Consider the following 12,606-nt stretch of genomic DNA (forward strand, 5'->3'; position numbering starts at 1 on the left):
ATGGACCGGTCCATCGTCATCCGGATGCGCCGCCGCAGGCCGGGCGAGAAGGTGGCGGAGTTCCGCACCTTCCGCGACACCCCGGCCCTCCACGCCCTGCGTGACCGGTTCGCCGCCTGGCTGGCCCCGCTCCACGCCGACGCGATGGAGCTGACCCCGGTCATGCCGGTCCAGGACCGCGCGGCGGACACCTGGCAGCCGCTGGTGGCCGTCGCCGACCTCGCTGGCGGCCGGTGGCCCGACCTCGCCCGTACCGCCTGCCGGGTCATGACCGCGTACGAGGCCGAGCAGGACCAGGACAGCAGCAGCCTGGGCATTCGCCTCCTGGCCGACATCCGCCGCGCCTTCACCACCGAAGGCAACCCGTCGGCACTCCGCACCAGCCGCCTCCTCGACATCCTCAACCAGGACGACGAGACGCCCTGGCCGGAGCACACCGCCAACGGCCTCACCCCTCGCGGCCTGCAGATCCTGCTCAAGGAGTACGGCATCAGCTCGGCCACCCGCCGCTTCCACGGCAACGTCCAGGCCAAGGGCTTCACCCGCCAGCAGTTCGCCGACTCCTGGGCGCGCTACTGCCCCGAGTCCGAGCTTCCCGAGCCGGATTCCACAACCGGAACCTGACCCGGCACGACCCGTCGCGACTCGTCCCCGCGCAGGTCAGCGCAGGGACGAGTCGAGGGCCGGTGACGAGTCGACCCGACATCACCGCCCCACACGTACCTGGTCTGACCAGCCATGCGACGAGTCGCGACGGGTCCCCCGGACCACGGCCACAACAGCCCCCTGCATCCTGGAGCACCACGCTTGCCTTCGCCGCACACCGCCCCCGCCACACTCTCCGCTTCCCCGGCGATGCTGGCTGCCGCGATCCGCACGGGTGTGGCGCTGCTGGCCGTGGCGGCCTTCGCGCTCTCCTACGACGCCCTGCGCCAGATGGCCGCCGCCAGCCACATCCACCCGGTGCTCACCTACGCCTTCCCGCTCGTCATCGACGGGTTCATCGCCATCGGGATCGGCGCCCTGCTCGTCCTGCGGACCGCGCCGCTGTCCGCCCGCCTCTACGTCTCGGCGCTGGTCGGCATCGCCACCGCTACCAGCATCTGGGCCAACGTCCTGCACGCCATCCGCCTCAACGAGCAGGCCCGCCACACAGGACTCGCCCTCGACGACATCACCGTTGGCGTCATCTCCGCCATCGCTCCCCTCGCCCTGGCCGGAGCCGTCCACTTCTACCTGCTCGTAGCCCGGCGCCCGACCACCCCCGACCGCCACAACAATGAGGGCCACAGCGTCAGCAGCAGCCACACACCAGCTCGGGGGAACAAGGCCAGCGCCACAACACCGCCACCTTCTACGGACGCCAACGCCGTGGCCGAACCGGCCGCCAAGCACGTGGCGGACACCGTGAACCAGCACGGCAGGCCCGGAGGCAACCAGCCGAGCCTTTCCCTGGAGCAGGCCATCAACATCGGCCGCACAGCTCCCCTCGGCCGGGCCGGGCGCGTCTCGCGCCGCAACATCGAAAAGGCGATCCGGGACAAGGGGTTCGGCATCTCCCGCAGCCGCTTGGACGAAGCCAAGAACCTTCTGCAGGCCGAACTCGACGAAGGCTCCGCAAGTACTGGCTGAACCCGCAGCCTCTGTCGCCCTGCCCGCCTCTCATCACGAGAGGGGCGGGCCCCACCCCACCAGCGCTCACCGGAGTACACATGCACGACCCCAAGGACCAGCCCGAACTCACCTCGTCGCAGGAGTCGACCGCCACCCCGGCCCCAGGCGGAGCAAGTTGGGGCGGAAGCATAGCTTCCGCCGACCCCGCCCCAGGAGCGGCGGGAGAGGACCGGAGCCAGGGGGCACCGGTCCGGAAGGCATCGGCCGAGGGCGGACCGAAGCCTGACGAGGAAGCCAGCCGTACGCGTAAGACGAGTCGCCCGGAAGCCGCCCGCCGCGCCCGTCAGCGCCCTCGTCAAACCCGCGCGAAGAAGCGCCTGCACCAGCTCAGCGCGCGTTTCAACGACGACGAGTTTCCCCTCGTCCAAGCCGGCGCCGCACAGTGCGGCCTGTCCATCGCCGGATTCCTCGCGCGGTCCGCGCTGAACGCCGCCCGCGACCTTGAGCGCACCGCAGCCCAGGTCGCCGACGAGCGTGAAGTGATCACCGAACTCTTCGCCGCCCGCCGCCAGCTCGGCTGGGCCGGCAGCAATCTCAACCAGGCGGTCAAGGTCCTCAACTCCGGCGGCGACGCACCCCAGATCACCGACGCCATCACCGCCGTACGACACTCTGCCGACCGTGTCCAGCAGGCCGCCGCCCACCTCCTCGGCCAGCGGACGACACCCCGGCCGTGATCCCCAAGATCAACACGCCGGGTAGCCGCACCATCGGCCTGCTCGCCTACCTCTACGGCCCCGGAAAACACGAAGAGCACACCGACCCCCACCTCGTCGCCTCCTTCGACGACTTCTCCCCCGACCCCGGACGCGACACCGCCGCCACTCTCAAAGACCTCCAGCTCCTCCTCGACCAACCCGTCCAGGCGCTTGCCCCGCACCAGCGGCCCCGGCGGCACGTCTGGCACTGCTCCGTACGCGCCGCCCCCGGCGACCGCACCCTCACCGACGACGAATGGGCCGGCATCGCCCGCCGCCTGGTCGCCGCCACCGGCATCGACCCCGGCGGCGGCGACGCCGGGTGCCGCTGGGCCGCCGTCCGCCACGCCGACGACCACATCCACATCATCGCCACCCTGGTCCGCGAAGACGGCAGGCGTCCGGACGACTACCGCTCCGGCAAACGCGCCCAGGCCGCATGCCGCCTCATCGAGACCGACCTGGGCCTGACCCGCCTCAACGCCGGCGACGGCACCGCCGCCCACCGCCCCACCACAGCCGAGCGGCACAAAGCCGACCGTACGAACCGCGAACGCACCGCGCGCGAGGAACTGCGCGAGACCGTCCGCCGTGCGGTGGCCGGAGCCGAGAACGAGGCGGAGTTCTTCGACCGCCTCGCCGGAGCGGGCCTGCTCATCCGCCGACGCGCCGCCCCCTCGGGCGACCTCCTCGGATACACCGTCGCCCTGCCGGAGGACCGCAACCAGCACAGCGAACCCGTCTTCTACTCCGGCTCGAAACTCGCCCCGGACCTCTCCCTCCCTCGTATCCGCCAACGCTTCACCACGGCCGACCTGGGGCCACGATCGGGCGCAGGCCACGAGGGCCGGACGGGCATGCGACCCTCGCTCAACCCGTCCTCGGCGCGACGAGCCGCAGCTGAGGCGGCCTGGTCGGCGGTGCTCGTCATCGACCAGGGCGAGGACGGCGACGTCGCCGGACAGCTCGCGGCGGCGAGTGAGGTCCTCGACGCGCTGGCCACCACCTCCGCCGCCCACACCCGCCAGGAACTGCGCGAGGCCGCCGCCACCTTCGAGCGAGCCTCCCGCTCCCACATCCGCGCCGAACACCACCACACTCGCGCCCTGCGCCGGGCCGCCCGCGATCTCGTCCACGGCGGCCCAGCGCTGGGGCGCGGAGAGGACGGCGCGACGACGGCGATGGTGATCGACATGCTGTTCTTCCTGGCCCTCGCCGCCGCCAACTGGCACGCCCAACGCCACCACGCCCAGCAGGCCGCCGCCGCCAGTCAAGCCGCCGACCACCTCCGCGCCGCCTACCAGAACGCGGCCGGCCCCTCGCTGGGCGCTCTCCACCAGCGGGGCCGCCGGCTCACGCGCCACCTGCACGTACAGCAGGCTGCCGCCGTACGAGAAGCGGTGCCCCACCTGGCGGAGCGAGTACTGGCCGAACCCGGCTGGTACGCACTCGCCACCACCCTCACCGACGCCCAACGGGCCGGACACGAACCCACCGCACTACTCACCGAAGCCACCCGGCGACGGGAACTGGACAGCGCGGAATCGGTCAGCGACGTACTGGTCTGGCGAATACGCCGCCTCGCCAACCTCCCCGCCGACGCCGCCGCGGTTTCGGCCACCGGCACCCCCTACCCGCCACGGCACGGAGGGCAGCCAAGGCCCCGAATCAGCAGGAAGTCCGCCGCCGAACCCGCTGACTGTCAGGAAACGCAGCAGAAGCTGCTGGGTCGCTGAGAGAGAACAAGAGCACCTCACACGGCCCGACGCCCGGGCGCCCGTACCGCGGGTACCAGTCGGCGAAATCCTCATCGCCCCACAGCCCGTCAAGGCGGTCCCGTACCCATATCGCCGTCGTGCCGCCCGGGTTGCTCGCCCGCGCGACCTGCGCGGTCAGAGACAGAACCTGCTCACCGGAACGGGGACGGATCGACAACGGACACCTCGGCATCGGCATCGGCCTTACGGAACAGCCCGAGCATGTCCGCTGATCATGCTGCCCCGCCGGGGAAATCCAAGATCGCCGACAGAGTCAAGCTCAGCCGGTGACGACGCGGGCGCCGTAGACGGGTGAGAAGAGGTTGGTGAGCGCGTAGTCGACGCGGCTGAAGCTGAAGTTCCAGTAGCACTTCCGGCCGGGCCAGTTCTCTCCCCGGCAGGGCACGCGGGTGTCGGTGGACCCGGCGCTCACCGTGCCCAGGGCGATCACCCGCGAGCCGTCCCCCGTGAGGCTGAAGACCGGCCCGCCGCTGTCCCCCTGGCCGGGGCCGTATTGGGCGGTGGCTTCGGACGCGTACGCGTTGGCACCCGGCATCCCCGACGAATCGGCGGGGTCGACGTAGTTGATGGTGAACCCGCACAGCGCTCCTGAGCGTGAGCCGGAGGTGCAGATGTGGTTGCCGGTGAACGTGCCGCCCCATCTGTCGATGGGCTTGGTGAAGGTGGAGTTCTGCCAGGTCCCGTCCCACATCCGGCCGGCCCCCGTCGCCCCGATGGTCGCGTGGTCCGAGCCGCCGCTGTGGTTGCCGTACCCGCCCATCACATCGCCGCCGCCGTCATAGGCGATGGAGCCGCCGGCGCCGCAGTGGCCGGCGGTGAGCAGTGCGGCGACGTTGTTGGCCAGGCGCAGGGGCCAGCCGACGCTGCAGTTCGAGATGCGGGCGCCCGCGTAGTACGGCGGGATGTCGTCCTCGCGGCAGCGGCCGGCCCCGTCGTTGCACCTGCCTGTCAAGGGAACGGCCTGGGAGCCGCGCGGACTCGCCCCCGGCGCAAGGGACACCGGGACCCCGTCGGCGGTGCGGCTGCGCTCCCGTGCGCCGGGCGCCCAGCGCACGACGACGCCGCTTCCATCGGGCTGGGGCGCGGCCATGCTCGTAGCCCCCGAGGCGGTGAGAGCGGCGACCGCGGTCCTCAGTGAGGCCGTGCTGAACCGCGCGGGAAGAACCTTCACCGGCACCTCGCCGGCACGGCTGCGCAGCCGGTGCCGCATGCTGTCGGGCACGGTGCCGTGCCAGTAGACGCGCAGTTCGCGGTTTTCCGGGGCGGCGACGATGCCGACCGGGTTGTCCTGGTGCGCGGCACGTGTGGCCGCGAGGATCTTCGTGGCCTTGGTGTTGAGGCGCTGCTGCATACCGAACAGGTCGGGCCAGGAGACGAAACCCCCGGGCGCCGGCCCCTTGGGGAGCTGCGTCCCGGACGCGCCCGGGACGTCGCGCGGCACGGGCTCGGGAGGGTTGGCCGCGGGCTGTTCCCCGCCCGCGGCCGCCGTGATGGTCGAACCCGTCAGCACGAGCACGGCCCCCAGCACGACGGCCCTCCGGCGCTGCTTGCGGCGGACCTTCATCAGGCGCCCTCCGGTCGCCAGTGGCGCGTCAGGCCGGCTCCGCGGTGGTCTCGGCCTCAGCTTTTGCAACGATGTGAGGAAGGGCGACCGGTGCACCATGACATCTCCTCCTGGCCTGAGCGAGGTCAGGCCGAGCAACGCGCAGAGCAGCGGCCGACGTCACGCTGGATACCGCTCAGCGGGCGACTCTATCCGCGAGGAGGACTCCGGGCGCGTCCGTAAGAAGCCAATCTGGAACGACCGGCAAGCTCGTATCCGCGCGGCAGATGCTGGCCTACTCCGTACTGCCCGCCGTGCCCGCCGACGGTGCGGTATGGGCGGGCTCGGCCCTCGCCAGCCTCACGAACAACTCCTGCGGATGGCGTCTTCGCAGGGCTGATCCACCCACCCGAGACGAAAGGGGACCGAGAGTTGGACGTCAGTGGGTTCGCGGACTATAGACGGCCAACCTAGAGCCCTGACCGCCCGAAGAGGGAGCCCTGAATCGCCGACATGTGGAGGCCGTGTACTTCCATGGCCTCGTGGAACTGCACGCGTGCTCCGGCCGATTCTCCCGTTCGAGCAAGGATCGTTCCGAGCGGGGCCGGGCGGGGAAGCGTTTCTCCTCGCACCGGCCGGCTGGTCGCCGCTCGATGCGCCGGGGTGGTGCCGCCGGTGCGCCGAGCGGCAGCTCTCAGGCTGCGGGCGGCAGCAAGAACTCGCCTCGGTGGCCGAAGGAGAGGGGCGACATCTCGTACTCGGGGGTGGCCCAGAGGGGGAGGTCGCTGAGGAGTTCGGCGAGGGTGGCCCAGTGCCAGCGGGTGAGGACCGCGTCGTGGTCGCTGATGCCGCGCATGTCGATGGTCTCGGCGTCTACGAGGGCGGGCAGGAGCCGGTGGTCGGCGTAGACGGCGTCGACGGTGGTGGCCGGGCCGTGGGAGGCGGAGGCCGCCATGGTCGTCAGTTTGCTGACGTCCCGGTCGGCGGCCAGGTGGCCGACGGCGTCGGTCAGGCCCGCGAGGTGCAGGGTCTCGTCGGGCACGGTGTCCATGATCCGGGTGCCGTCGGGTCCCGGCCGGCTGCGGTGCGGGAGGTTCGGGATCTCCTCCAGGCGGGGGGTGTTCGGATCGCCCGCGCGGTAGCTGTTCCGGTCGATGCCGATGATCGCGGGCATGGTGTGCGGGCGGCCGGTGATCATGTGCGTTTTGTCGGCGTAGCCGGTCGTCCATCCGGCTTCGATTTCCCGCTGTGCGGAGGAGTCGTAGCTCAGGTGGACGGATGCTCCGAGGAGGGGCAGGGCGGTGGGGCCGGTGCCGGCCAGGTGCAGGGTGGCCGCGGCGGGCGGCGCCGTCCAGGCGCGGCGTCCGTGGTCCCATTCCCGCAGGCAGGTGAAGACTTCCGGGTCCCAGAAGAGGGCGGTGTAGCTTTCCGGGCCGAGCACGTGCTGCATCGTGAGCCGGACGTTGGCGTCGTACATCACCCTTTTGCCGTCGGCCTCACCGTCGGGCAGCTCCTGCTGGAAGACGAGATGCGCGCCGGCCCGGTCCCACGAGCGGTGGGCGGCGGCCCGCAGGCGTGCGTCGCCTTGTCCGTTGCCTTCGACGTTGCTGGAGACGATGGCGATGTGCTCGGGCACGGGCGGCACCGTGGAGGTGGAGCGACGGTTCACTGGGCCTCTCCCTCGGTGGCTGAGCGGTGCGCGCCGCCGCGCGGGCGGAAGACGACTTTCTGCCGTGTCAGGGACCGGTGGACCGCCCCGAACGAGCGGCCAGTCTTCGAGGCGATGTCCCGGATGCTGGCCTTCTTGACCGTGTAGTCGGCGGCTGTGGCTCGGTCGAATTCCTCCTTCGCCGTGCCGGTCAGCCGTTTGCGGGGCGGGATGGACGGCAGGCCCTGGTCCTCGTCCGGCGCGACGTTCTCTTCCGCGGTCACTGGGCCCTGCCGTTGTCGTTCTTGGGGGTGCGCAGGCGCACTTCCCGGTCGGCCAGGGCTCCCTGGTTCCGCTTGGCGTCCTTCTTGGTGCTGCTGCGGTCCGCCTTGATCTTGTTCTTGGCCGCGGAGACGGTGTCTTTCTTGTTGTTGTTGCCCACGTGCGGTGATCCTCGTTTCTCGGGGGCTGGTGATCGGGTTCGGGTGCGGGCTCGTGCGGCGGGCCGCGTGCCCAGGGCCGTTCCGGTGCCGGGCGCGTGCTCGGAGCGGTGCGTAATCGCGGGAGGCCGGCCGGCGGCGGGGCGGTCACCGGCCCAGCTCCGCGGCGGACAGCTCCGTCTCCAGGTCGATGACGGTGACGCCGCACAGGCGCCGTACGAGCTGGGCGGCGAGGTACCAGCGGATGCGGGGGTCCCGGTAGGCGATGGCACGCCCGTCGTCGGGGGCGACGTCCGGCCTTCCGTTCCGGCCCGTGGTGAGGGGCAGGCCCCAGATTCCGTAGAGACGGGGCAGCTTTACGCGCACCGCGATGTGGCCCCGCCGCAGGGGCGGGCACCGGCCGACGGAGACCTTGGAGTGCGGGAGGCAGAGCGGCGGATGGGGTGTCAGCTCCCCTTCGGGCCACCCTGCCTCCGTACCGCCGTCGGGCAGCTCCAGCAGGAACAGGTAGCCGTCCTGGGTGCGGCTCGCGGACTGTCGGCAGCAGATCTGGCAGCGCAGGCCGTACATGCACTCCCGCTGCCGGGACGGGTGAACCTTCTTGTAGAGCGGCACGCCGGTCGGCTGGCCTGCGTTGTCGCGGGGGTTGTGCGAGCGGCGTGCCCAGAGCGCGCCGCTGGGGTCCCGGTCGAACGGGCCTTCATCGGCGTAGTACAGCCCCTCGACCGGGTCAATCCGGAGCATCGAGCGGGCCCCGCTCTCCTCCCCGACCCGGGTGGTGATGTACGGGACAACCTGATCGGCCGAAGGTGATGACTGCGAGTCCATGAGGGTCCTTCGCTGATCGCATGCCGGCGGCGGATCAGGCGACGTGGGGCGCGCTGACGTAGACGTACCGGTCGAGATTGGGTACTTCGCGGACGGCGTGCTGGAGGAGGTAGATGTGGCGGCCGCCCCGCCGCACGCCGTCGGATACGGAGAAGCCGAGTTCGGCGCAGGCGTAGTGCATGACCCGGTTCGAGGAGGTGGTGGCGCGCAGCCAGTGCACGCGGTCGTCCTCGGCGGGCTGGCGCGCGGCGCGGTCGAGGAGGAACTGGGTCAGGAGCCGGGCGAGGGCCACGTCGGGGGTGGGGTGGGTGAAGAGGGCGGCGATGTAGCGGCTGCGCGGCGCGTCGTGCTGGATCGGGCCCCAGGCCCAGCTCGGGGCGCCGGGCAGGACGGCCGCGGCGCCCACGATCTCGGTGTCCTCGCACAGCAGCCACACCAGCGGTTCGTCGGCCACTTCCTCCCACAGGCAGTTGAGGAGGGCGGAGCGGCTGACCTTGAGGTCGATGGCGGTCGGTCGGCCGAGGGTGTCGAGGCGGGTGTCGATGAGCTCGGTGACCGCTGTGCGGTCGTCGGCGCGTGCGGGCCGGACCTCGTACTGCGGGGCGGTGAGGATGCGGCGGTCGGCGGGGGTGGAGGGCAGGGTGGGGCGGGGCATCGGGCGCGCTTCTTTCAGGCGTGGTCGAGGTCGAGGGTGACGGTGACCGGGAGGTGGTCGGACAGGAGGCGGGCGGCCGGGGTGTCGATGACTTCGCTGGCGAGCAGGGCGGGGGCCAGGGACGGGGAGAGGAGGGTGTAGTCGGAGCGGTGATCCCACAGGTGCTTGCCGGTCTGGCCGGTCATGGCGTTTGTCCAGTAGCCCGCGGTGCGGGGGGTGGGCAGGCCGAGCGCGGCCGGAGGGTCGACGAAGCCCGCGCCGAGCAGGGCGTGCAGGGCCCGCAAGTCGACTTCGTCGGTCCAGGCGCCGTCCGGCCCCTGGACGAGGTGGCGGGAGTGCTCGTCGGCGGGGATGCAGGCGGTCAGGTGGTCCGGCGTTGTCGCGACCGGCTCGCCGGCGTTGAGGTCGCCGTGCAGCATCGTGTACCGGCCGGGCTTGGCGTATTCGGTGAGCCAGCCCACCTCGTCGCGCCGGACGGCAGGGGTGAAGGGAGACAAGTGCGTGTTGATCATGTCGATCGGCTGGGCGCAGCCTTCGACGGTGAACTGGGCGAGGGCGGCGGTGTGGTGGAAGGTTCCGCACGCGATATCCGGTTCGAACGCGAGGCACTGCACGCGCGGCCACCGGTAGAGGATCGCGAGATGGCAGCCGTGGCTGGCCGAGGGCGCGAACAGAGGCTGCATGCGCAGTTTCTCGGCGACGGCGTACACGGTGCGGAGCTTGTCGCGGTGCCAGTTCTTGCCTTCCTGGAGGCATAGGACGTCCAGGTCCAGGGCCCGGAGCAGGGAGAGCTGGTCGGGCAGCCGAGGGGCCAGGCCCCTGGTCGGCCGGGCCTGGCCGCCGTCGAGGAGGTTGTAGGCGGCGGCGCGCAGGAGCGTCGTCATGCGGCTTGTCCTTCGGGTATGTGGGGCGGTGCGGGTGCCCGGCGCATGTGGCGGGGTCTGCGGCTGCGGCTGATCGCCCATGTGGTGGTGTAGCCGCGGGCGGTGATGCTGACCTCGAAGGTCAGGTACAGACGGCCGAGGCTGTTGTAGTAGCCCTCGATGCACTGGTGGTCGCGGAACCAGACCAGGACCAAGGCTGCTTGTGCGGGCGGCCAGTCGTGGGTGGCTTCGCCGAGTTCGGCGCGCAGCCATGCCAGGGCCCGGGACGCGTTGTCCGCATAGTGCTGCTCGCCGAAGGCGGGGCGAGCGTCGGGCTGCGCGACTTTGCGGCGCCTCTCGCACCAGAACGTCGATCCGGCCAGGGGGACTTCAAGGGGAGCGGGGTCGATCCAGGAGATCTCGACGCGGCCGGGGATGATGCCGGGCGGCGGGCATTCGCTCGTCCTCAGCCACCGGGGCACGCGGGGCTCGGCCATTACCGGGGTCCCGCCGCGACGGACCGGCCGAGGATCAGAGTGTCGGCGGTCTGGGCCAGGACGCGGGCGGTCTCCCGCGGGTCGTGGTGCCCCAGACGCACCGAGCACTGCGGGAGCGGTGCCAGGGCGTCGCGGGCGGCCCGGACGGCGGTGGCCTGCGGCGGGGTGCCGGCCGTCAGTCCCAGCAGGTCGGGGTAGCGGTCCGGGCCGGTGAAGGGGGCGTCGCCGAGTACGGCGTCGGTCTCCGCTGCCGGTTCCGGCGTGCCGGACGACGCGTGCAGGTGGAGGACGGCGGCCGCCGTGCCGCCGGCGGCGGTGGTCAGGCCGATCTGGGCGGGGAAGACCATCGCCTGCCGCACCAGACCCTGCCAGTCCACCACCGGGCCGCGAGTCCCTTGGCGGAGCGCCCGGTTGATCTCATACGGCTGATCGGGATGGGGCTGGGTGACGTCGATGTAGTCCTGACGCGCGCGCTCGTAGAGACCGAGGCTGTCGAGGGTCGGCAGGCCGGCGGCGATCGGGGCGGGCCAGGGCAGCAGGTGAACGCCGCCGCCGGGGGCGGGACGGGCGAAGAGGCGGCCGTCGCTGATCAGGCGCCAGCCCGCGCAGCACAGGTGCAGGACGGCGGTGGTCGTGCCGACGCCCGGGGCCCCGGCGATCAGCAGGGCCTTGCCGTCGCGGACGACGGCGGCGCCGCGCAGCAGCGCCCACTTCTCGGCCTGGAGCTGGGCGCGGATCGCATCCCGGGCCAGGCGGACGGTGGCCAGCCCGAGCGCGTCGCGGTGCATGGCGACGACGGCCAGGTGCCGGCGGTCCGGCTCGGCGAGGTAGGCCAGGCTGCGGGTCATCTGCACTGCGTAGGCCCGTCCGTCGGTGTCGTGCATGCGCAGCGCGCGGACACCTCCGTAGCGAAGCTCCTCATGCTGATGATCGACCACGGCCTGTTCGATGGTGTGCACTTCGCCGGGGTTCACGGCGGCGCTGATCACTGGAACCTGGTCCTCGGCTGGGGGGCGGGGGGCGGGGTCCACGTGCCATCGGCGGGCGACGTAGCGGCGGCACTGCCCGGCGACGGCCGGGTCGTCGGCGGCCACGGTCACCTGCGCGAGGGGGATGGCGGTGTCCGGGTCGGCGACGGTGATGGTGATGCGGCTGGTGGTGCTGGTGCTGTGCATGGGGGCTCCAGAAGGGACTGCTGCGGTGGCGTGACGGGCGGTCAGGGGGATATGGGCCCGTCGGCGCGCAGGTTGATGCAGGTGTCGTCACGTACGGCCGCCAGCGCGGCCGTGACCTGCGCTGCGTGGGACGGTGCGCAGAGGCGGGCCAGGTCCGTGGCCGACGCCCAGACAGCGTGGTCGAGGCTGTCGGCCAGCACGACGGTGAAGGCGGAGGGGATCGCGGCGGTGAAGGCGTAGATGAAGGTCGCTCCGGCGGCGGTGCTGCCGACGGCGGGCGTCCAGTCCACGGCGCGCAGTCTGGCGGCCCTCGGGTCGAGGGGCAGCCCGGTCTGCTCGCGGACGTGCCGGACCACGGCGTCCGCGGGCAGCTCGTCCTCTACCCGGCCGCCCGGCAGCCGGCACCAGCGGTCATCGCCCGCCGCGCGCAGCCGCTGGCGTACGAGCAGCACCGCGCCCGCCTCGTTGACGAGCAGACCTCGCACGGCGATCCAGTACAGGTCCGGATCAACGCAGACAGGGGGGACGGAGCTGTCGGTGCTGGCAGGGCTGGCGTTCACGGTCGGTCGTCCCTTCGAGGCGAGTGAGAGGTGGAGCCGCCCGCGCCCCCACAGCGCGGACGGCCCGGCCGTCCCCCGCCGTACAAAGTGGGGCGGCCGTTGATGTGCCCCGGCGAGCGGGGCGGTGGGTGGCCGGGGCTGGCCGCCCGCTCTCCCCGGACTTTTGCAATGAATCCGCAGGCCGGTCAAGAGGGCGTCAGCGGCGGATGCGGCGTTCCTTCGTATCTTGAGCGAAGGTTTTGCAGAT

General features: G+C 71.9%; 14 protein-coding genes. 4 read left to right on the plus strand and 10 right to left on the minus strand.

Annotated features, from left to right (window positions below):
• The 4 genes from AB0I22_RS38905 to AB0I22_RS38920 all read left to right on the plus strand — a co-directional run.
• Nucleotides 1-624, plus strand: a 624-nt coding sequence (locus AB0I22_RS38905) for a DUF3631 domain-containing protein (protein ID WP_363135770.1), incomplete at its 5' end; no start/stop codon positions are given.
• Between the two features lie 183 nt (nt 625-807).
• On the plus strand, nt 808-1,632 hold the full coding sequence (locus AB0I22_RS38910) for a DUF2637 domain-containing protein (protein WP_363135771.1): 825 nt from the start codon (nt 808-810) through the stop codon (nt 1,630-1,632).
• An 80-nt stretch (nt 1,633-1,712) separates the two neighbouring features.
• A complete protein-coding gene (locus tag AB0I22_RS38915; protein ID WP_363135772.1) occupies nt 1,713-2,351 on the plus strand; it encodes a hypothetical protein in 639 nt (212 codons plus the stop codon).
• A complete protein-coding gene (locus AB0I22_RS38920) occupies nt 2,348-4,108 on the plus strand; it encodes a relaxase/mobilization nuclease domain-containing protein (protein WP_363135773.1) in 1,761 nt (586 codons plus the stop codon). Before AB0I22_RS38915 ends, AB0I22_RS38920 begins: the two co-directional genes overlap by 4 nt.
• A 301-nt stretch (nt 4,109-4,409) precedes the next feature.
• Here AB0I22_RS38920 and AB0I22_RS38925 read toward each other — a convergent pair whose 3' ends face one another.
• The 10 genes from AB0I22_RS38925 to AB0I22_RS38970 all read right to left on the minus strand — a co-directional run bounded on the left by AB0I22_RS38925 (nt 4,410) and on the right by AB0I22_RS38970 (nt 12,359).
• Entirely contained in the window at nt 4,410-5,714 is a 1,305-nt protein-coding gene (locus tag AB0I22_RS38925; protein ID WP_363135774.1) for a hypothetical protein, read from the minus strand.
• Nucleotides 5,715-6,387: 673 nt separating this feature from the next.
• Nucleotides 6,388-7,362: an endonuclease/exonuclease/phosphatase family protein gene (locus tag AB0I22_RS38930; RefSeq protein ID WP_363135775.1), complete on the minus strand. Its 975-nt coding sequence runs from the start codon at nt 7,360-7,362 to the stop codon at nt 6,388-6,390.
• Nucleotides 7,359-7,625, minus strand: a complete 267-nt coding sequence (locus tag AB0I22_RS38935) for a helix-turn-helix domain-containing protein (protein ID WP_363135776.1) — start codon at nt 7,623-7,625, stop codon at nt 7,359-7,361. Before AB0I22_RS38935 ends, AB0I22_RS38930 begins: the two co-directional genes overlap by 4 nt.
• The gene (locus tag AB0I22_RS38940; RefSeq protein WP_363135777.1) at nt 7,622-7,783 is read right to left on the minus strand and encodes a hypothetical protein; all 162 of its coding nucleotides are present in this window, start codon (nt 7,781-7,783) and stop codon (nt 7,622-7,624) included. The genes AB0I22_RS38935 and AB0I22_RS38940 overlap by 4 nt, the downstream gene beginning before the upstream one ends.
• A gap of 145 nt (nt 7,784-7,928) precedes the next feature.
• Nucleotides 7,929-8,609, minus strand: a complete 681-nt coding sequence (locus tag AB0I22_RS38945) for a hypothetical protein (protein WP_363135778.1) — start codon at nt 8,607-8,609, stop codon at nt 7,929-7,931.
• 34 nt (nt 8,610-8,643) lie between these two features.
• Nucleotides 8,644-9,264 carry a hypothetical protein gene (locus AB0I22_RS38950; protein WP_363135779.1) on the minus strand — a complete coding sequence of 207 codons (621 nt, stop codon included), beginning with the start codon at nt 9,262-9,264 and terminating at the stop codon, nt 8,644-8,646.
• A 14-nt stretch (nt 9,265-9,278) separates the two neighbouring features.
• Nucleotides 9,279-10,148, minus strand: a complete 870-nt coding sequence (locus AB0I22_RS38955) for an endonuclease/exonuclease/phosphatase family protein (protein ID WP_363135780.1) — start codon at nt 10,146-10,148, stop codon at nt 9,279-9,281.
• Nucleotides 10,145-10,624: a hypothetical protein gene (locus AB0I22_RS38960; RefSeq protein WP_363135781.1), complete on the minus strand. Its 480-nt coding sequence runs from the start codon at nt 10,622-10,624 to the stop codon at nt 10,145-10,147. Before AB0I22_RS38960 ends, AB0I22_RS38955 begins: the two co-directional genes overlap by 4 nt.
• Nucleotides 10,624-11,799, minus strand: coding sequence for a hypothetical protein (locus AB0I22_RS38965; protein ID WP_363135782.1), 1,176 nt, complete (start codon nt 11,797-11,799; stop codon nt 10,624-10,626). The genes AB0I22_RS38960 and AB0I22_RS38965 overlap by 1 nt, the downstream gene beginning before the upstream one ends.
• 41 nt (nt 11,800-11,840) lie before the next feature.
• Entirely contained in the window at nt 11,841-12,359 is a 519-nt protein-coding gene (locus AB0I22_RS38970) for an NUDIX hydrolase (RefSeq protein WP_363135783.1), read from the minus strand.
• Nucleotides 12,360-12,606 lie beyond the last annotated feature (247 nt).

It is taken from the genome of Streptomyces sp. NPDC050610, assembly GCF_040654875.1.
In the GTDB taxonomy this organism is placed as follows: Bacteria; Actinomycetota; Actinomycetes; order Streptomycetales; family Streptomycetaceae; genus Streptomyces.

What these genes read in the sequence shown, in the direction of transcription:
- AB0I22_RS38915 (WP_363135772.1), top strand. Translation starts at nt 1,713, where the DNA reads ATGCACGACCCCAAGGACCAGCCCGAACTCACCTCGTCGCAGGAGTCG.
- AB0I22_RS38925 (WP_363135774.1), bottom strand. Translation starts at nt 5,714, where the DNA reads ATGAAGGTCCGCCGCAAGCAGCGCCGGAGGGCCGTCGTGCTGGGGGCC.
- AB0I22_RS38945 (WP_363135778.1), bottom strand. Translation starts at nt 8,609, where the DNA reads ATGGACTCGCAGTCATCACCTTCGGCCGATCAGGTTGTCCCGTACATC.
- AB0I22_RS38950 (WP_363135779.1), bottom strand. Translation starts at nt 9,264, where the DNA reads ATGCCCCGCCCCACCCTGCCCTCCACCCCCGCCGACCGCCGCATCCTC.
- AB0I22_RS38955 (WP_363135780.1), bottom strand. Translation starts at nt 10,148, where the DNA reads ATGACGACGCTCCTGCGCGCCGCCGCCTACAACCTCCTCGACGGCGGC.
- AB0I22_RS38960 (WP_363135781.1), bottom strand. Translation starts at nt 10,624, where the DNA reads ATGGCCGAGCCCCGCGTGCCCCGGTGGCTGAGGACGAGCGAATGCCCG.
- AB0I22_RS38965 (WP_363135782.1), bottom strand. Translation starts at nt 11,799, where the DNA reads ATGCACAGCACCAGCACCACCAGCCGCATCACCATCACCGTCGCCGAC.